General features: G+C 30.4%; 20 protein-coding genes. 14 read left to right on the forward strand and 6 right to left on the reverse strand.

The features are described 5' to 3' along the window. The first annotated feature begins 16 nt into the window (after positions 1-16). The 11 genes from CHB63_RS12995 to CHB63_RS13045 all read left to right on the forward strand — a co-directional run bounded on the left by CHB63_RS12995 (position 17) and on the right by CHB63_RS13045 (position 12,119). Positions 17-1,357 carry a quinol:cytochrome C oxidoreductase gene (locus CHB63_RS12995; RefSeq protein WP_089378897.1) on the forward strand — a complete coding sequence of 447 codons (1,341 nt, stop codon included), beginning with the start codon at positions 17-19 and terminating at the stop codon, positions 1,355-1,357. Between the two features lie 93 nt (positions 1,358-1,450). Beyond that, complete coding sequence (locus CHB63_RS13000) at positions 1,451-2,458, forward strand: cytochrome c oxidase subunit II (protein WP_089378898.1); 1,008 nt, start codon at positions 1,451-1,453, stop codon at positions 2,456-2,458. 35 nt (positions 2,459-2,493) lie between these two features. Next, positions 2,494-4,245, forward strand: coding sequence for a cytochrome c oxidase subunit I (locus CHB63_RS13005; protein ID WP_089378964.1), 1,752 nt, complete (start codon positions 2,494-2,496; stop codon positions 4,243-4,245). Between the two features lie 74 nt (positions 4,246-4,319). Then, on the forward strand, positions 4,320-5,342 hold the full coding sequence (ruvB, locus tag CHB63_RS13010; protein WP_089378899.1) for a Holliday junction branch migration DNA helicase RuvB: 1,023 nt from the start codon (positions 4,320-4,322) through the stop codon (positions 5,340-5,342). Positions 5,343-5,420: 78 nt separating this feature from the next. Beyond that, on the forward strand, positions 5,421-7,151 hold the full coding sequence (locus tag CHB63_RS13015) for a SulP family inorganic anion transporter (RefSeq protein WP_089378900.1): 1,731 nt from the start codon (positions 5,421-5,423) through the stop codon (positions 7,149-7,151). After that, positions 7,151-8,887 (forward strand): SulP family inorganic anion transporter, encoded by a 1,737-nt coding sequence (locus tag CHB63_RS13020; protein WP_089378901.1) that lies wholly within the window; start codon positions 7,151-7,153, stop codon positions 8,885-8,887. Before CHB63_RS13015 ends, CHB63_RS13020 begins: the two co-directional genes overlap by 1 nt. A 109-nt stretch (positions 8,888-8,996) precedes the next feature. Beyond that, entirely contained in the window at positions 8,997-10,412 is a 1,416-nt protein-coding gene (locus CHB63_RS13025) for an MBL fold metallo-hydrolase (RefSeq protein WP_089378902.1), read from the forward strand. Positions 10,413-10,538: 126 nt separating this feature from the next. After that, positions 10,539-10,949, forward strand: coding sequence for a rhodanese-like domain-containing protein (locus CHB63_RS13030; RefSeq protein WP_089378903.1), 411 nt, complete (start codon positions 10,539-10,541; stop codon positions 10,947-10,949). Positions 10,950-10,957: 8 nt separating this feature from the next. Then, complete coding sequence (locus CHB63_RS13035) at positions 10,958-11,524, forward strand: Tll0287-like domain-containing protein (protein ID WP_089378904.1); 567 nt, start codon at positions 10,958-10,960, stop codon at positions 11,522-11,524. A gap of 52 nt (positions 11,525-11,576) precedes the next feature. Next, complete coding sequence (locus tag CHB63_RS13040; protein ID WP_089378905.1) at positions 11,577-11,843, forward strand: heavy-metal-associated domain-containing protein; 267 nt, start codon at positions 11,577-11,579, stop codon at positions 11,841-11,843. A gap of 9 nt (positions 11,844-11,852) precedes the next feature. Next, positions 11,853-12,119: a DUF202 domain-containing protein gene (locus tag CHB63_RS13045; protein WP_089378906.1), complete on the forward strand. Its 267-nt coding sequence runs from the start codon at positions 11,853-11,855 to the stop codon at positions 12,117-12,119. A 55-nt stretch (positions 12,120-12,174) separates the two neighbouring features. Here the strand turns inward: CHB63_RS13045 and CHB63_RS13050 are convergent, their stop codons facing one another. Next, positions 12,175-14,559 (reverse strand): TonB-dependent receptor, encoded by a 2,385-nt coding sequence (locus CHB63_RS13050; RefSeq protein ID WP_089378907.1) that lies wholly within the window; start codon positions 14,557-14,559, stop codon positions 12,175-12,177. A 274-nt stretch (positions 14,560-14,833) separates the two neighbouring features. Between CHB63_RS13050 and CHB63_RS13055 the strand changes: the two genes are divergently transcribed. Both CHB63_RS13055 and CHB63_RS13060 read left to right on the forward strand, forming a co-directional pair. Further along, entirely contained in the window at positions 14,834-15,319 is a 486-nt protein-coding gene (locus tag CHB63_RS13055) for an RNA polymerase sigma factor (protein WP_089378908.1), read from the forward strand. Between the two features lie 7 nt (positions 15,320-15,326). Further along, complete coding sequence (locus CHB63_RS13060) at positions 15,327-15,920, forward strand: hypothetical protein (protein ID WP_089378909.1); 594 nt, start codon at positions 15,327-15,329, stop codon at positions 15,918-15,920. Position 15,921: 1 nt separating this feature from the next. On the opposite strand, the gene arfB is transcribed toward CHB63_RS13060, so the two are convergent. The 5 genes from arfB to CHB63_RS13085 are packed head-to-tail and all read right to left on the reverse strand — an operon-like array spanning position 15,922 to position 18,988. Beyond that, positions 15,922-16,326 carry an alternative ribosome rescue aminoacyl-tRNA hydrolase ArfB gene (arfB, locus tag CHB63_RS13065; RefSeq protein ID WP_089378910.1) on the reverse strand — a complete coding sequence of 135 codons (405 nt, stop codon included), beginning with the start codon at positions 16,324-16,326 and terminating at the stop codon, positions 15,922-15,924. A gap of 2 nt (positions 16,327-16,328) precedes the next feature. Then, positions 16,329-16,979, reverse strand: a complete 651-nt coding sequence (locus CHB63_RS13070; RefSeq protein ID WP_089378911.1) for an AAA family ATPase — start codon at positions 16,977-16,979, stop codon at positions 16,329-16,331. Next, complete coding sequence (pnuC, locus tag CHB63_RS13075; RefSeq protein ID WP_089378912.1) at positions 16,949-17,650, reverse strand: nicotinamide riboside transporter PnuC; 702 nt, start codon at positions 17,648-17,650, stop codon at positions 16,949-16,951. Before pnuC ends, CHB63_RS13070 begins: the two co-directional genes overlap by 31 nt. Beyond that, positions 17,647-18,357, reverse strand: coding sequence for a geranylgeranylglyceryl/heptaprenylglyceryl phosphate synthase (locus tag CHB63_RS13080; RefSeq protein ID WP_089378913.1), 711 nt, complete (start codon positions 18,355-18,357; stop codon positions 17,647-17,649). The genes pnuC and CHB63_RS13080 overlap by 4 nt, the downstream gene beginning before the upstream one ends. Next, positions 18,350-18,988, reverse strand: coding sequence for a 4'-phosphopantetheinyl transferase family protein (locus CHB63_RS13085; protein WP_089378914.1), 639 nt, complete (start codon positions 18,986-18,988; stop codon positions 18,350-18,352). Before CHB63_RS13085 ends, CHB63_RS13080 begins: the two co-directional genes overlap by 8 nt. 86 nt (positions 18,989-19,074) lie before the next feature. Here CHB63_RS13085 and ahcY point away from each other — a divergent pair, with 86 nt between their 5' ends. Continuing rightward, positions 19,075-20,391, forward strand: a complete 1,317-nt coding sequence (gene ahcY / locus CHB63_RS13090) for an adenosylhomocysteinase (RefSeq protein ID WP_089378915.1) — start codon at positions 19,075-19,077, stop codon at positions 20,389-20,391. Positions 20,392-20,585: the final 194 nt, after the last annotated feature.

The following is a 20,585-nucleotide window of genomic DNA, read 5'->3' on the forward strand; positions in this document are numbered from 1 at the left end:
GATAGAATTTATTAATATGTATACCTTTTCAAGTAAATTAAAAACATTTTCATTTGCCTTAATGATTTTAGGTTTAATTGGTGTTGCTTACGGTTTTTTGTCTACGCCAAGTTCGGTAGAAGATGTTAAAGTGATGTTACAAAACAGCCATGATTCTCATGGTGAAGTTGCTGCAAATCATGATGTTGATACTCATGTTGTTGAGGCAGATGCTCATGGTGCTGAACAAACTGAATCAGCTCACTCTGATGATACACATGCTGAACACGCATTTCATTATTTAAAAAATAAACCTTGGTCGGCATTATATGTTGCGCTATTTTTCTTTTTTATGATTTCATTAGGGGCCTTAGCTTTTTATGCAATTCAACATGCGGCACAAGCCGGTTGGTCGGTTGTGTTATTTAGAGTTATGGAAGGAATAACAGCTTATTTACCTGTAGGAGCTATTTTATTGTTTGTGTTTTTTGTGTTATCATCTTTACATATGAATCATTTATTTGTATGGATGGATCCTGAGGTTGTTGCTCATGATGAATTAATTCAAAATAAAGCAGGATATTTAAATGTGCCTTTCTTTTTAATAAGAGCTGCAATTTATATGGCAGGATGGGTATGGTATCGTCAACATTCAAGAAAATTAACTTTGGCACAAGACAATGCTACAGATATTAGTAATTATACGAAATTATTTAAACGTTCTGCTGCTTTTCTAGTATTTTTCTTAGTAACAGAATCTATGATGTCTTGGGATTGGATAATGTCTTTAGATCCACATTGGTATAGTACTTTATTTGGATGGTATGTATTTGCAAGTATGATTGTTTCTGCAATAACAACAATTGCATTGGTATCAATATACCTTAAAGGAAAAGGATATTTGGAATTTGTAAATAATAGTCACTTACATGATTTAGCAAAATTCATGTTTGGATTCAGTATTTTTTGGACATACTTATGGTTTTCACAGTTCATGTTAATCTGGTATGCAGATATTCCAGAGGAAGTTACTTATTTCGTCTCTAGATTTAATGAATATAAAATTCCATTTTTAGGAATGTTAGTGTTAAATTTTGTATTCCCTTTATTGGTTTTAATGAATAGTGATTTTAAACGAGTAAACTGGTTTATAGTTTGTACTGGTATTGTAATTCTAATAGGACATTATATAGATATTTATGTAATGGTGATGCCTGCAACTGTTGGAGATCAATGGTTTATTGGGATTTCTGAAATAAGCTCAGTATTATTAGTTCTTGGAATTTTTATTTATGTAGTATTTACGGCATTATCAAAAGCACCATTATTAGCTAAAGGAAACCCATTTATTAAAGAAAGCGAACAATTTCATTACTAAATGTTAAAATATTAATATAGAAAGGAATCCTGAATTCAATTTATTCAGGATTTTTTTTATATTTGACACCACTAAAAAAATCAAAATAAAAAAATGACAGCATTACTTTACATCTTATTGGCAATTGTTGTTGCCGTAGCTATATGGCAGGTTGCAAGTATATTAAATTTAAAAAGTGTAATTGCTACAGAAAAAGATAATAATACACAAGGTATTTTATTTGCAGCTTTTGGAATTTTCTTTTATGGATTAATGATATTTTCTTTTGTGAAATATTCATCAATTTTATTACCAGATTCGGCGTCTCTTGAAGGAGAAAAATATGATACGTTGTATATGGTTACAATGGTATTAATTCTAGTAGTTCAGGCTATTACCCAATTTTTATTATTCTATTTTGCCTTTAAATATAGAGGTGTAAAAGGAAGAAAAGCATTGTTTTATGCCGACAGTCATAAATTAGAAATGATTTGGACAATTATTCCAGCAGTAGTGCTTGCAGGTTTAGTTCTTTACGGACTTTCTGTTTGGATTGATGTTATGGATCCTTCAGATGCTGAAAACCCGTTAATTGTAGAAGTATATGCAAAACAGTTTCAATGGGAAGCTAGGTATGCAGGAGAGGATAATGAATTAGGATTGGCAAATGTTAGAAATATTAAAGGAATTAACACAATGGGTGTTGATATGACAGATAAGAATGCGTTAGATGATGTTCCGGTAAGAGAACTACATCTACCAAAAGGAAGAAAAGTAATATTTAAATTCCGTTCGCAAGATGTTTTACACTCTGCATATATGCCCCATTTTAGAGCTCAAATGAATTGTGTGCCTGGAATGGTTACTCAATTTGCATTTACACCTTCAATGACAACTGAAGAAATGAGGTTAAATGACAAGACCATTACTAAGGTTGATGGGATTAATAAAATTAGAGCTGAAAAAGGTGAAGACCCATATGAATTTGATTACTTATTGTTATGTAATAAAATCTGTGGATCATCACATTATAATATGCAAATGAAAATTATTGTTGAAGAAGAAAGTGAATTTAATTCTTGGTTAAGCAACCAGAAAACAATGGCACAAGTTGTTCAATAAAAATTAACTACTATACTACTAAAATAAAATATATTATGTCAGATCATCATCATAAAGAAACATTTGTAACGAAGTACATTTTTAGTACTGACCATAAAATGATTTCTAAACAGTATTTAGTTACTGGTATTTTTATGGGAGTTATTGGGGTATTCATGTCAATGTTATTCCGTTTACAAATTGCTTGGCCAGATACTTCATTTAGTATTATTGAAGCGTTTTTAGGCCGTCATCAAGATGGAGGTGTTATGTCTCCAGATATTTATTTAGCGATTGTAACAATACATGGTACTATAATGGTATTCTTCGTATTAACAGCAGGATTAAGTGGAACTTTTAGTAACTTATTAATTCCATTACAAATTGGAGCACGTGATATGGCATCTGGATTTTTAAATATGGTTTCATATTGGTTATTCTTTTTGTCTAGTGTAATAATGGTTATTTCTTTATTTGTTGAAGCAGGTCCGGCATCAGCTGGGTGGACTATTTACCCGCCTTTAAGTGCGTTGCCTCAGGCAATTCCGGGATCAGGTATGGGAATGACTCTTTGGTTAGTTTCAATGGCAATATTTATAGCTTCTTCATTATTAGGAGCTTTAAATTATATTGTAACCGTTCTTAATTTGAGAACTGTTGGAATGAAAATGACAAGATTGCCATTAACAATTTGGGCGTTTTTTGTTACTGCAATTATAGGGGTTGTTTCATTCCCAGTATTATTATCTGCTGCCTTATTATTAATTTTTGATAGAAGTTTTGGAACGTCATTTTTTTTATCAGATATTTTTATTCAAGGAGAAGTTTTACATTATCAAGGAGGATCACCAGTTTTATTTGAACACTTATTTTGGTTTTTAGGTCATCCAGAAGTTTATATTGTATTATTACCAGCATTAGGTATAACGTCTGAAATTATATCAACAAATTCCAGAAAACCAATTTTTGGTTATAGAGCTATGATTGGTTCTATAATAGCAATTGCATTTTTATCTACAATTGTATGGGGTCATCATATGTTTATTTCAGGGATGAATCCATTTTTAGGTTCGGTATTTACATTTACAACATTATTAATTGCAATTCCTTCGGCGGTTAAAGCATTTAATTATATAACTACACTTTGGAAAGGAAACCTTCAAATGAATCCGGCAATGCTGTTTTCAATTGGATTGGTTTCTACATTTATATCTGGAGGTTTAACAGGTTTAGTACTTGGAGATAGCGCTTTAGATATTAATGTTCATGATACTTATTTTGTTGTGGCTCACTTCCATTTAGTAATGGGTGTATCTGCTATTTATGGAATGTTTGCCGGAGTTTATCACTGGTTTCCTAAAATGTATGGAAGAATGATGAACAAAACATTAGGTTATTGGCATTTCTGGATAACTGCTGTTGCAGCTTACGGAGTTTTCTTCCCAATGCATTTTATTGGATTGGCAGGTTTACCACGTAGATATTATTCAAATACAGCTTTTCCTTTATTTGATGACGTAGCTGATGTAAATATTGTAATTACACTATTTGCAATTCTGGGTGGTGCTGCGCAAATCATATTCTTAGCAAATTTCTTTATTAGTATATACAAAGGAAAAAAGGCAGAACAAAATCCTTGGAGATCTAATACTTTAGAGTGGACAACTCCGGTTGAACATATACATGGAAACTGGCCAGGAGAAATACCAGCTGTTCACCGTTGGCCATATGATTATAGTAAACCAGGTCACGATGAAGATTTTGTATCTCAAGTAGTACCGTTATACGAAGGCGAAGAGGAATCTTAAAAGATTAAATAATATATTGAAAACCTTTCTAATTTTTTTAGAAAGGTTTTTTTATTTCTGCTATCTTTGTTTTTATGAACGAAAACTTGAATCCTGATAAAGAACATTTTTCATCCGAAGAATTGGATGTAGAAAAAAAATTGAGACCTTTAAGTTTTGAGGATTTTACAGGACAAGAACAAGTTTTAGAAAATTTAAAGATTTTTGTTGAAGCTGCAAATTTACGTGAGGAAGCATTGGATCATACTTTATTTCATGGACCACCTGGACTTGGAAAAACTACACTAGCACACATTTTAGCAAATGAATTAAATGTTGGATTAAAAATTACTTCCGGACCTGTATTAGACAAACCAGGGGATTTAGCGGGTTTACTTACAAATTTAAGTGAGCGTGACGTTTTATTTATTGATGAAATTCATAGGTTAAGTCCAATTGTGGAGGAATATTTGTACTCAGCTATGGAAGATTATCGTATTGATATTATGATTGAGTCTGGACCAAATGCTAGAACTGTACAAATAGATTTGGAGCCTTTTACATTGATTGGAGCTACTACACGTTCCGGATTGTTAACGGCACCTATGCGTGCTCGTTTTGGAATTAGTAGCCGATTACAATATTATAATACAGAATTATTAACTACAATTGTTCAAAGAAGTTCAATCATTTTAAAAGTGCCAACTTCAATGGAAGCTGCAATAGAGATTGCAGGAAGGAGTAGAGGAACCCCTCGAATTGCGAATGCGCTACTTCGTAGAGTGCGTGATTTTGCACAAATTAAAGGTGATGGTACAATTACAATTGAAATTGCAAAATATGCTTTAAACGCTTTAAATGTGGATGCACATGGTTTAGATGAAATGGATAATAAAATTTTAACAACTTTAATTGATAAATTTAAAGGAGGGCCTGTTGGAATTAGTACTTTATCTACTGCGGTAGGTGAAAACTCAGAAACAATTGAAGAAGTTTACGAGCCTTTTTTAATACAAGAAGGTTTTATTATGCGTACTCCACGAGGTCGGGAAGTAACAGACTTAGCGTATAAACATTTAGGAAGAATTAAAGGTACTTCACAGGGAGAATTGTTTTAAATGTATTGTGACTTATGTCACAATACTAAATTAATATCATATTACTTTTGTAGTACTAAAAACTCTAAATATATCTATATGAGTTTAAAAAAAATATTCCCTTTTTTAATTTGGTTACCATTAACCAAAACGACCTGGAAAGATGATTTAATTGCAGGAATAACAGGTACAATTATTGTTATACCTCAAGCAGTTGCTTTTGCAATGATTGCGGGCTTACCACCAGTTTATGGGTTTTATACCGCAATGATAACACCAATAATTGCTGCACTTTTTGGATCTTCATATCACTTGATATCTGGACCAACTACAGCTATTTCAATTGTGGTTTATTCAACATTAGTTAAGTTTGTAAGTCCGGAAACGGAATTAGAAACCTATATTTCACTGGCTTTAGTTCTTACCTTTTTAGCTGGTTTCTTTCAATTTATGATGGGAATACTGCGAATGGGTAAATTAGTAAATTTCGTTTCTCATTCGGTAATAATAGGATTTACCGCTGGAGCAGGAATTTTAATTGCTTTTAAACAACTGCAACATGTATTTGGAATAAAAGTACCTCAAGGGAGTACAATTCTTGAGATATTAGCATATATAGCCAATCATCTTTCAGAAACAAATTGGTATGTTTTTATTGTAGCGACCGGAACATTATTTATTGCATTGATTATAAGGTTTTTAATAAAACCTTTGTCAAAATATTATATGCTAATAGCAATGGTATTAGGAAGTGTTTTGGCCATTTTATTAGGCGGCGATGTTAATGGAATTGAAACAGTTGGAGAAATACCATCAAACTTACCACCATTTAGAATACCAGATTTGAGTTATGATAATGTTAACACATTGAGCTCGGGAGCAATGGTGTTAGCCCTACTAGGATTAATTGAAGCTGTTGCTATTGGAAGGTCAATTGCTTTACATACACATCAAAAAATTGATGGAAATCAAGAATTTATAGGTCAGGGAGTATCGAATTTAGTAGCCAGTTTTTTTTCAAGTTATGCGGGTTCGGGTTCATTTACAAGATCGGGTGTTAATCATCAGGCAGGAGCAAAAACCCCGTTATCTGCTATTTTTGCATCTATTTTTTTAATGATAGTGTTGTTGCTCCTGGCTAATTATGCTTCTTATTTACCAAAAGCCGCAATGGGAGGTATTATTTTATTGGTGGGATACAACTTAATAGACTTTCATCATATAAAACAAGTATATAAAAGTAGTGGTAAAGAATTAATAATTTTAGCTATCACCTTACTAGGAACGCTGTTTTTTGATCTTGAGTTTGCATTATTGGCCGGAATTATTACTTCTTTTTTCTTTTATTTAGATAGAACTTCAAAACCAAACATTGCCGTAATTGCACTTAATAAGGAAAAGAGATTTGTAAATAAAATTAGGGATTTAGATGCTGTTGAATGTTCAAATTTAAAAATTATTAGAATTGATGGATCTATATATTTTGGTTCAATAGAAAAGATTTCAGATTTCTTATCAAAACTTTATGATGAGAATAAAATTCAGCATGTTTTAATTGCAGGAGAAGGAATAAATTTTATTGATTTGGCGGCGGCAGAATGGTTATCTAATGAAATTCTAAAATGGCAAAAAAACAGGGGAGGGATTTATATTTCAGGATTAAAAATAATAAGTCAGGATGTTTTAGAAAAAGGAGGTTTTATTGATAAAATTGGAAAGGATATTTTCTTTAAAGATAAAAATACTGCTATTGCAGAAATTCATAAAAGAATTAATAAACCCTGCGAATTTAAAGTTTTTGAGGAGTGTAACGTAAAAGTTGAAGGTTAATGAATCTTAAAAACATTTTGCCAATTTTAGAGTGGCTTCCAAATTATAAAAACGCTTGGCTAAAAGGAGATCTTGGGGCGGGTTTAACTGTTGGAATTATGTTAATTCCACAAGGAATTGCTTATGCAATGATTGCGGGTTTACCCCCAATTTACGGTTTGTATACAGCAATGATTCCTCAAATTGTGTATGCTATTTTTGGAACATCTCGTCAATTAGCAGTTGGACCTGTCGCAATGGATTCACTTATAGTAGCCTCTGGAGTTGTGGCATTGGCTCAAATTGGAACTCAGCATTTTATTGAATTTGCTATTCTTTTGGCGTTTATGATGGGGGTTTTACAGGTGTTTTTTGGTTTTTTTAAGTTGGGTTTTTTGGTTAATTTTTTATCGAGACCTGTTATAAGTGGATTTACTTCGGCGGCAGCTTTAATAATAGGCTTAAATCAATTGAAACATTTATTAGGGGTTAATATTCAAAGGGATAATAAAATTCAGGGTATTCTTATAGATGCATTTCAAAATATAAAAGATATTGAATGGATTACAGCTGTAATAGGAATAATTTCAATACTTATTTTGCTTTATTTTAAACGATTGTCGAAAAAGATACCGGCAGCATTGGTTGTTGTTGTTTTAGGTATTTTAGCTGTTAGAATATTTCATTTAGAGCAGTTAGGAGTTCAAATACTTGGAGAAATACCAAAAGGATTACCAGATTTTGTTGTTCCTAAATTTGAAAAAGACACATTAATTAAATTATTTCCAATTGCGTTAACATTATCATTAATTGCTTTTTTAGAAGCTATATCAGTTGCAAAAGCAATTGAATTAAAACATAACGATTATAAAGTTAATCCAAATCAAGAATTAATTGCAATTGGATTAGGTAATATTGTCGGCTCTTTTTTTCAAACATATCCGGCAACGGGAGGTTTATCTAGAACAGCTGTAAACCATCAGGCTGGAGCGAAAACGCCTTTAGCAGCAATAATATCTGGGTTAATTGTTGGGTTAACCTTGTTATTTTTAACACCATTATTTTATTACTTACCAAAAGCTGTTCTTGGTGCAATAATTATAGTTGCGGTAATTGGATTGTTAGATTTTTCAGTACCAAAACAATTATTAAGATATTCAAGAAGAGAACTTATTATTTTGAATACAACACTTATAGTAACTGCAACGGTTGGCATAAAAGAAGGAATTTTAATAGGGATTATCTTGTCTATGGCAATGTTAATTTATAGAAGTACAAAGCCACATATTGCAATTTTGGGAAAAGTTCCTGACACACATTTTTATAGAAATGTTTCAAGATTTGAAGGCTTGTTGGAAGTAAAGGAAGATATTTTAATTGTAAGATTTGATGCTCAAATATTTTTTGCAAATGTGGCATTTTTCAAAGATAAATTAGAAGAATTTGTAATTGAAAAAGGGGATAAAATAAAACTTATTATCATTGATGGAGAAAGCATTAATAGTATTGATAGTTCGGGTATTTATATGTTGAGAGATGTAATAAATAAATATAAAAGGATGAATATCGAGATTGCTTTTAGCGGAATGAAAGGACCTGTTCGAGATATTTTGGATAAAAGTGGAATCATGAAAAAAATAAGCTATAGTAACTGTTTTATGAGTATTCAGGAAGCCATAGACACTTATGAAGATAGTAAAAAAAATAAAGATATTGAAGTGAAATATTTTGATTATCTTAAACAAACAAATAATTAAAATATTCTTAAAATTATCAACTATGTAACCTCGATTACAAAAAGATAATGTGTTTCATGTAGATTTGGAAAGTTACAATCAAGTTTAATAATATTAAAATCAGATTATTATGAAAGTAGAACAATTATTTACGGGCTGCTTGGCAGAGATGGCTTATTACATCCATTCAAATGGAGAAGCAGCAATTATTGACCCTTTAAGAGAAACTGAACCATATATAGAAATGGCAAAAGCGGATGGAGCTAAAATTAAATATGTATTTTTAACACACTTCCATGCTGATTTTGTTTCTGGACAAGTTGATTTAGCAAAAAAAACTGGAGCAACTATTGTTTTTGGACCAAATGCTAGACCAAATTATGATATTCACCAAGGAAAAGATGGCGAGAAATTTAAAATTGGAGATCTTACACTTAAGTTATTGCATACTCCTGGACATACAATGGAATCATCATCTTATTTGTTAATTGATGAAGATGGTAAAACACCATATGTGTTTACAGGTGATTGTTTATTTATAGGAGATGTAGGTAGACCGGATTTAGCTGTAAAATCAGATTTAACTCAAGCCGATTTAGCAGGTCATTTATTTGATTCTTTACGAAATAAAATTATGACTTTACCAGACGATATTATTGTATATCCAAATCATGGTGCCGGTTCAGCTTGTGGTAAAAACATGAGTTCAGAAACTTTTGATACCTTAGGAAATCAAAAGAAAACCAACTATGCTTTAAGAGCAGATATGACAAAAGAAGAATTTATTAAAGAAGTTACAACTGGTTTAAAGCCAGCGCCTCAGTACTTTGGAAATAATGTTCGTATGAACAAAGGTATAAATACTAGTATAGATGAAATTTTAAAAAGAGGTACAACTCCAATTGATGCCGATTCATTTAAAGAAATGAGTGAGCAAGATGATATATTAGTTGTTGATACACGTACAAAAGAATTGTATGCAGAAGAAGGAACAGTTCCTGGAGCTTGGTATATTGGTGTTGAAGGTGGTTTTGCACCATGGGTTGGAGCCTTGATTTCAAATATCAATCAAAAAATAATTTTTATTGCTGAAGAAGGAAGAGAGCATGAAGTTGTTACACGTTTCTCTCGTGTTGGTTACGATAATACCTTGGGGTATTTGCGTGGAGGTATCCATTCTTGGCTTGCAGCGGGACATGAAGTTGATAAAATTGGATCAATTTCTGCAGTTGAATTTGCTAACAGATTAAAAAAAGGAGAAATAGAAGTACCATTAGATGTTAGAAAAGAATCGGAATACCTATCAGAACATGTGGAAGGTGTTGAGAATTTTCCTTTAGATTTTATTCATTCAAATTTTGCGGAAATTAACCCAGATAAAGAATATGTTTTACACTGTGCAAGTGGATATCGTTCTTTAATAGCGGCATCAATTTTTAAAGCTAATGGTGTAAAAAATGTGACAGATGTTAGAGGTGGATTTAAAGATATTAAAGATACTGGTGTAAAACTAACAGATTATGTTTGTCCAACAACATTATTGTAAATGTTCTTTTTTAATTTAATGCTTAGGGAGTTTTTTAAAACTCCCTTTTTTTATTTAAAAAAATCCGTAACTTAGGTTACTATATGAGTTAAAATGTAAATTTACATTTGCAAAAAAATCAAACAAATGAAAACTACTCTAAAACTATCATTATTAATTTTTATTTCTGTTTTAAGTTTAAATTGTAATAATAGCCAATCAACAAAGTCAAAAGCACAACAAGGAGCGATAATAAAATTATCACCAAAAGAGTTTAAAGAAAAATCACAAAGTCAAACAATTATTGATATTAGAACTCCACAGGAATTTGCTCAAGGACACATAGAAGGCGCTGTTAATATTAATTATTTTGATAGGTCGTTTTTAGAGCAAGTTTCTAAATTTGATAAGAATAAACCCATTTTTATTTATTGTAGATCTGGAAGCAGAACCTCTTCGGCTTCAAAAAAAATGATAAACCAAGGTTTTAGTGAGGTAGCAGATTTGCAAGGAGGAATTATGAATTGGGCTAAAAACAAAAATAAAATTGTTAAATAATTATAGAAATGATTAAAAAAGTATTCATATTATTTTCATTAATAATTTTAGTAGCTTGTGATAATTCTTTTTCAGAAAAGGAGCAGCAAAAATATATTTCAAAAGGAAAGGAGATTGCAGAAGCAAGTTTTAATGAGTTAAGTTCTCAATTAATGTCCCAAATGAAAGAAGGTGGTCCAGCACAAGCAGTACCTTTTTGTAAAGAAAATGCTACTGTTATTTTAGGAGAACTTTCTAACAAATATGATGCGACAATTAAAAGATCATCCGATTTATTAAGAAGTTGTAAAATAGAGCCAACGGAAAGAGAATTGGAGATTATTTATAGATATCAAAAACTAATTTCAGAAGAAAAAGAATTAGAGCCTATTGTTGAAATTGATTTAGACAACAAAAAACATTTTTATGCTCCAATAAAAATTAAAGCCAATTGCTTGGTTTGTCATGGAAAACTGAATGAAACTTTAAGTGTACAAACAGATTCTATTATAAAATCAATTTATCCTTTTGATATTGCAACAGGCTATAGTGAAGGAGATTTAAGAGGTGTTTGGAGTATTACATTTAATAAGTAATTTAAAAGTAGTAATTTTGTCAAATAAATAACGACTCAAATTATAAAAATATATGACAACTTTAGAAATATTAAATTTAAAATGTGGTGGTTGTGCCAATACAATAAAAAAAGGAATTTTGTCAATAGATGGAGTTACGGATGTTTCTGTAGATGTAGAAGCTTCCAAAATTACTATTGATACTAAAGATAATTCTGTTTTAACCAAAGTAAAAAATAAATTATCAATGATGGGTTATCCAGAAGTTGGTGATTCAAATACTATAATTCATAAGGCAAAATCGTTTGTAAGTTGCGCAACTGGTAAAATGTCACAATAACTTTTTAAGTTGGAAAAAATTATTTTAAGAGATTTTTTAGCATTAGAAAGAACAAAGCTGGCTAATGAACGAACTTTTTTGGCTTATTTTAGAACTTTTATTGTTTTTTTAAGTTCTGGTTTTGCTATACTAAAATTAGAATTTTTACAAGAACTTAAAGCACTTGGTTATTACTTTTTAATTATTGCACCAATACTTCTTTGTATTGGAATAGTACGATTTTTTTACGTAAGAAAACGTATTAGAAAATATTATAAAATGGACGAAATAACCTGAAAAACAGGTTATGTAAAGTATAAATAAACCGAGGCTTGGCCTCGGTTTATTGTTTTTAGAACTTTAATGTAGCTCCAATTAAAAAGTTAGTTGTGGCTTGTGGGTAATAACCAGCTCCATCTAAAGTAGTGGTTTGCCCAGCAACCGACCAAGTATCATCATAGGTGTAATAATAACCATTTGAAATATATTCGGTATTAAAAATGTTATTTATTAAGGCACTTAGAACAATTGATTTTACAATTTTAGTTGGTTTTATTTCGTAGGAAGCATTAAAATCATTCACAAAATAACTATCTAATTTTGAGTTTGAATTATCAATATTCCCCATAAATTGTTCTCCAACAAACTTAGATAATAATGAAAATTGGACATTTTTTGAAGGCTGAAAAACAACTGCATTTGCTGCAATTAAATTAGGTGAAAAAGAAATGTCTGTATCTCCTAAATCTACCAATTCTCCATTCCAAGAAGTTACAAAATCAACATTTTTATTACTACTAATTGCAACATTTGGTTGTAGTGTTAATTTATTTGAAAGCTTAATAGAAGCATCAACTTCTAAACCAAGTCTATAACTTTTTCCGCTAGTCGCTCTTAATGGTGCTCCGGTATCATCAATGGCGCCAGTTAAAACTAACTGATCTTTATACAACATATAATAAATATTAGTATTTACTTTTATGTTTTGGTTATTAAATCTCCATCCTAATTCAAAATCATTTAATTTTTCTGAGGTATTTACACCATTTTCAAAATCATTTCTATTAGGTTCTTTATTGGCTTTTGCATAAGATAAATAGAAACTGTTATTATTGCTCAATTTATAAGTTAAACCAGCTTTAGGATTGAAAAATGAATAACTTTCATCAACATTTATTGGATATCTATCAGAGGTTAATCCAGTAGTTTCAAATTTTACGAAACGAGCTTGCAAATCAGTAAATAATATCCAGAAATCGTCTAAATTATAGGTCAGTTTTCCAAAAATATTGGTATCATTTTTCTTGGATTCACTATCATAATAATGATCTCTTATTTCAGAATTACTGGCATATTCAGCCCAAATTATTTCTCCAAAATGATCCCCTTTATAATTGCTTAATGAAGTCCCAAAAATAAACTCTAAATCACTGTTTTTATAAGTTGCATTTGCATTAAAAACATAAAAATCATTATCTAACCAACGTCTTCTTATTAGATCTGTTTGGTCAATAGTTTCACCTCCTAAAGTAATTGGAGTTAAATCATAATCAGCGAAATCTTCTCCATCTTTAAATTGTTCAAAATAACCACGGCCGTATGTGTAATTTAATCCAATATTTGTAGCCCAATTTTCTGAAATTTTCTCGTTCCAATGAAATTGATAGTGATCTTGTTTGTAGTTATCAATTTCATTTTCATAAGTATATGGATTGTATGTTCTTCCTAAGGTTTCCATTTCGTCAGTGGTAACACCATACCAAGCTTGGTACGTTTTTTCGTGCCCTCCAAATGTTAGGGCTTTAATCAAGGTGTTATCATCTACATATGCAGCTTGTAAAAAATATGATTTTAAATCGGACCAGGCTCTGTCTATATATCCATCTGAATCTATTTTTGAAAGCCTCCCTGAAAATTCGATATGATCGTTAATTTTACCTGTACTAAATTTAACTGTATGTTTTCTCGTATTATAAGAACCAAAAGAATTACTGATTTCTCCAAAAGCTTCTTTTGAAACAGCATCTGTTAGTAAATTTAAACTCGCTCCAAAAGCACCAGATCCATTAGTAGAAGTTCCAACTCCACGTTGTAACTGCATACTCTCTGTGGAAGAGGTGAAATCAGGCATATTTACCCAATAAGTACCTTGGCTTTCAGCATCGTTATAAGGAATTCCGTTTATTGTAATGTTTACTCTTGTAGCGTCACTTCCACGTACTCTTATTCCTGAATACCCGACACCAGCTCCCGCATCTGATGTGGTAACAACAGAAGGTAGATAATTTAGTAACATTGGAATATCCTGTCCTAAATTACGTTTTTCCAAATCTTCTTTTGAAACGTTACTGTGGGTAACAGGAGATGTGGATTTAACTCGAACTGCCGATACTAAAACCTCATCAAGATTTACAAAACTATCTGCCATATTTATTGAGATAAAAGTATCTTTTGTTAAAGTTACTTTTACTTCTTTTGGTTGGCTAATAGCACTTACGACTAACGTATAACTTCCTTTTTTTAGAGAAATTGAAAATTTTCCATCAAAATCTGAAGTTACACCATTTGTTGTTCCTTTTACTAGAATACTTGCTCCTGGAAGTGGATTGGTTCCATCAGTTACTTTTCCTGAAAGCGTAAATAGTTCTTGTGCGTTCGCATTTATTGAAAATGCAATAATTAAAAAAGCTACTAAGTTTTTTACTTTTTTAAAGTTTAATTTTAAATATTGTTTCATTTTTTTAAAAATAAAACGATTTAAAAAGAGGTAATTAATCGATGTTATGAATAATTAACTATTGTTCCATTAAACACTTTTTGTGTTTAGTTTTTCCCTTAACAGCATTATCTGTTCAGGTTCATTGGGTTTGATCTCAGCCGTTTTAGGCACCCCTTTTGAGACGATGCAAAGCTAATTAATATTTACTTATTTTAGTTAAGTTTTAAAAAATATTTAAATTTTTGTGATTTATTAAGCCATAGCCATACTAATTAGATATAATTAATTTTTGATGCAGAAACAAAAAGAGTTTATTAAAGTAATTAAAGAGAATGAAGGGATTATTTTTAAAATCACCTTGGTTTATTCCTCAAATGAGGAAGATCAAAAAGATTTGTATCAAGAAATAGTTTATCAGCTTTGGAAGTCATTTGATTCGTTTAGAGGAAATTCTAAAATAAGCACCTGGCTTTACAGAATTGCTTTAAACACTTCAATTACATATTTAAAAAAGGAAAAGAGAAACGGAAATAGAGTTTCGCTAAATTCAGTTCTTTCAAATAAAATTGATCAATTAGATACGATTATGGAAGAACGAATTAAAGTTTTATATGCTCAAATAAAAAAATTAAATACTATTGAAAAAGGTGTGATTTTACTGTATTTGGAGGGGAAAAACTATCAAGAAATAGGTGTAATTACAGGATTTACGGTGAGTAATGTTGGGACTCGTTTAAATAGAATCAAGCAAAAATTAAAAGAACAAATTATTAAATAGTAAGATTATGGAATTAGAAGAGATGAGAAATGAATGGCAGGAAATGTCTAAAAAAATGGAAAGGCAACAATTATTAACAGATAAATTAATTATTGAAATGACTCAAGAAAAATATAAAAATAAATTAAAATCTATTTCAATTCCAGAAACTGTTGGAACTGTTATTTGCTTTTTATCTGCGTTTTACATTTTAGTGCATTTTAATAAATTAGATACTTGGTATTTAGTAGTTTGTGGAGTCTTTTCGATGTTGTATCTTATAATTCTTCCAGTTAAGTCGATGCGTTCAGTTAAAAAAATGCAGCGTATCAATATTTCCAATAAAAGTATAGCACAAAATTTAATTGATTTTGCAAGAAGTAAAAAACAATTTTGGTTAGTGCAGCGCGTAGGTTTTTATTTGAGTTTTATTTTTATAATTACCATATTACCAATTTCAGGTAAATTACTAAGTAATAAAGATTTGTTTTTAGAGAATAAACTATGGTATTTTTATGTTCCTGTTCTAATAGTTTTTATGTTGGTGTTTTCAAAGTGGGGTTTAAAACATTACAAAAAAGCTACACAATCTGCTGAAAATTTATTGAAGGAATTAGAATAAATTAATCAAGATCAGGTCTTTTTCTATAAGCCTTTTTGTAGGCTGTTTTTTTCTTTTTCTCTAATCTTTTTTGAATACTAGATTTGGTTGGTTTAGTGGCTTTTCTTTCTTTAGGAACTTTTAACCCTTTTGTAATTAGATCTAAAAATCTTTTAATAACAATTTCTTTATTTTTATGCTGACTCCTGCTCTCATCACATTGTAACAAAAAAAATCCTTCTTTGGTAAGTTTTGATTTTAAGTTTTTAAGCAGCAATTCTTTTTCTTCAATAGACAATTCTTCAGAATTTTGAAGATCAAAAATCAACTCCACTTTTGAAGAAACTTTATTCACATGTTGCCCTCCAGCTCCGCTACTTCTAACAGCTTTAAATTTCAATTCTTTTATGATTTTCTCAGTATTCATAATTATTGAATTGGAGAATTGTGATCTTGTTGATGTAAAAAATGTAAGTCTAAATCAAATAAATTATCAGAAAAACTTTGTAAATTTTGTTTTGACTTTAATATTTTATCAATTTCGCTTATTGCAAATTTCATTCTTGATTTCAAGTCACCTTTAAGTATAATATAATTCTTGTTGTGTTTTTTTAAAGAGCTTTCAAAAGAATTAAACATCTCTAAACGCTTATGTGGTTTATCTCTTAGATCGTCCTTTTCCCAGGGAGTATCAATATATGTCAGTAAGTATAAGTCGTATTTATTATTTAATGTTGCTTCTTCTAATTTTGGATCAACAGATCCTTTATAATATTCTTCAAAATAAACTTTAGTTTCCAATAGATCGGTATCACAAATTAAAATTTTATCAGCTTTTTTAGCTAGCATATTTTCAAGTTTCATTTGTCCATATGCTATTGGCATTTGGTCTTTATTTGTGCAAGTTTTACGTTCGTTATTCCATTTGTCTTGTAAATATTCTCTTGCGTATTCTGGTGCCCAAACAGTATTATAATGTCTGGCTAGTTGTTTAGATAAAGTTGTTTTTCCCGTACTTTCTGGTCCAAATAACACTACCTTAATAATATTTATGTCGTCTTGTTTAAGCGCTTCTTCCATTCTAAGTATCCTTGTATTGCTAACACTAAAAATATTGTGTATTGTATGCCGGTAAAACCATAACCTTTTATAAAATATAAAGGTATAGAAACTATATTACCCGCAATCCAAAATGTCCAGTTTTCTATTTTTTTATTTGCCATTAACCACATTCCTGCAAAAAATATTCCTGTCGTAAATGTATCTAAAAATGGAGTTATTTTTCTAAAATTTTCCAGACTACCGGAATTTATATTTGTATATGCATAGTTTATGCTTTCAGTAAAATTTAAATTGTTTGGCACTACATTGTAATATCGGTATACAATAATTACAAATATGGAAGTAAATAGAAATATACCAAAAGCCTTCAATTTATCAGTTTTATTTGTTCTGGAAATTGGAATGTGATGTTTTTCATCATCAATTATTTTACTCCACATATACCAGCCGTAAATACTCATAATAGTATAATATATATTAATGATTAAATCACCATATAAATTCCATTTTGATAATAAATACACATAAATTACAGTGCTTATAATTCCTGTTGGAAATACTAGAATATTTTCATTTTTAGCATATAAAACACTTGCTACACCAAAAATTGCGGCAATTAATTCTAACAAAATTTTTATGGTGCTTGCAGATTGATAAGGCCCAGTAAAAAAGTCTATAATTTCATTCATAAATCAATATTATTTTCAAAAGCGGTTCCAATAACCACTAAATCAGCACCGTTATTATAAGCTGCTTTTAGTTGTTCTTTCGTTTTTATTCCTCCACCAACAATTAGAGGAATTGAAATATTTTTTTTTACTTCTGAAATTAGCTTTTCATTAACAACGGTTTTGGCTCCGCTTCCAGCTTCTAAATATATTAATTGTTTGCCTTTATACATTCCCGCAACAGCCGTGTCAACCGCCAATTGAATGTCGTTTTGAGAAATAGCTGTTGTTTTACTTACTTTTAATACTGAAGAATTTGTACCACCATCGATTAAAATATAACCTGTAGGAATAATTTCTAATGTTGAATTTTTTAAAAAGGGAACAGACTTTATTTGTTGTTCAATTAAATATTCAGGATTTCTACCTGAAAGCAAGGATAAAAATAATAAAGCATCCGCATTATTAGTAACTTGGGTATAATCTCCAGGAAATAAAACAATAGGAATTTTAGTATGTTGTTTTAAAGATTTAACAAAAAGATCTGTAATACCGTTTTCAATAAGACTTCCACCAACAAAAATAAAATCAGCTTTTAATTTTTCTATTCTTTTTGAAATAGCAGGAATTTCTTTAATAGTTGTTTTATCAGGATCCAATAAAATAGCCAATAATTTTATACCTTTTTCAGAAACTTTTTTGATATGTTCTAAAACTGATTTAGTCATTTTTTGAAGGATCTATAGCATAAACTAAGGTAAAACCATCTATTTGTTCAAAACGAATATCATAATTTTTATCCCAGCCTTCAACCTTAATATATCCGGTAGTTTTTTTATCAGCAATTTGAAAAGAATTAATATCAATATCGTTTTTAAATGTTAACCCACCGTGAGGAAAAATTTTATACAAACTTTCTTTTGCACCCCAAATAACCGTTAGTTGCTCTATATAATCATCATCTTTGTGAATAAAACCTCTTTCAAAATTGACAAATTTATGTTGAATGATTTTTATTTTTTCTCGGTTCATTTCAATATCAATACCAACTTCATTGTCACTAATTATTAAAGCCGAAAACGTAAATGAATGTGTTATAGAAATGTGTTTTCCATCAGTTAAATGAGGTTTTCCATTACCATTATAATACAAATCAAAGTCGGTATAACCAGCTTCTATTAGTAAATGACGCACACTTAAAAAGCCACGACGATGCAATTCAGATTTCATAGAAAGCAATCTATTTTCACTTCTTTCAGTTAGAGAAATCCCTTTTGAAAGCTCTTCAAAAGATTCTTCAATTTTCCACACAAAAACTTTTGTATGTTTATTTACATTAATGGTTTTATATAAAGGCATTTATATTCTCAAATGGATTTTGTACTTTTGCAAAACTTTAAAACAAAATTAAACTTGTTTTAAATAAAAATACAAATTTAATAAATATGAGTTCAGAAACATCAACTTACGTAAAATATAAGGTAAAAGACATCAATCTTGCAGATTGGGGACGAAAAGAAATTCATTTAGCCGAAGCAGAAATGCCAGGATTAATGAGTTTAAGAGAAGAGTTTAAAGGGCAAAAACCTTTAGCAGGGGCTAGAATTGCGGGTTGTTTACATATGACAATTCAAACTGCAGTTTTAATTGAAACTTTGGTTGATTTAGGTGCTGAGGTAACTTGGAGTTCTTGTAATATTTTTTCAACACAAGACCAAGCTGCTGCTGCAATTGCTGCTGCTGGAGTTTCGGTTTATGCCTGGAAAGGTTTAAGTGAAGAAGAATTTGACTGGTGTATTGAACAAACTTTATTCTTTGGTGAAGATAAAAAACCACTAAATTTAATTTTAGATGATGGTGGAGATTTAACGAATATGGTGTTAGATAAATATCCAGAATTAGCTGCAGGAATTAATGGTTTATCAGAAGAAACTACAACTGGTGTTCACCGTTTATATGATAGAGTAAAAGCTGGAACATTGCCAATGCCAGCAATTAATGTAAATGATTCTGTTACCAAATCTAAATTTGATAATAAATACGGATGTAGAGAAAGCGCTGTTGATGCTATTAGAAGAGCTACTGATGTAATGTTAGCTGGAAAACGTGTAGTTGTTTGCGGTTATGGAGATGTTGGAAAAGGTACTGCCGCTTCATTTAAAGGAGCAGGTTCTATTGTAACGGTTACTGAGATTGATCCTATTTGTGCTTTGCAAGCTGCAATGGATGGTTTTGAAGTTAAAAAATTAGACTCGGTTGTTGGTAATGCAGATATTGTAATTACTACAACAGGTAATAAAGATATTGTACAAGCAAGACATTTTGAAGCAATGAAAGACAAAACTATTGTTTGTAACATTGGACATTTTGATAATGAAATTGATATGGCTTGGTTAAATGGAAAATATGGTTCAACAAAAGTTGAAATCAAACCACAAGTTGATAAATATACTATTGGTGAAAATGAAATTTTGGTATTGGCGGAAGGTCGTTTAGTTAATTTAGGTTGTGCAACTGGTCACCCAAGTTTTGTAATGAGTAATTCATTTACAAACCAAACATTGGCGCAATTAGAACTTTGGAATAACAGAGATGCCTACCAAAATGAAGTATATATGTTACCAAAACATTTAGACGAAAAAGTAGCGCGTTTGCACTTAGCTAAAATAGGAGTAGAGTTAGAAACTTTACGTGAAGACCAAGCAGAATATATTGGTGTAAAAGTTGAAGGGCCATTTAAACCTGAATATTACAGATACTAATTTTAGTAGTTTATATAGCAAAAAAAACCATTCAAATTTGAATGGTTTTTTTGTTTGCAATTCTCCTATAATTCAGAACAATATATAATCTTTTTCTATTGCAAATATAGGGTTGAGGTTTAATATTGGTTAGGGGTGTAAGCCTAAAAATGAAGGGGAAAAACCCCCTTTTAATTTGAGGTATTTAATTTTGC

It is taken from the genome of Lutibacter flavus (assembly GCF_900188355.1).
Lineage (GTDB): Bacteria > Bacteroidota > Bacteroidia > Flavobacteriales > Flavobacteriaceae > Lutibacter > Lutibacter flavus.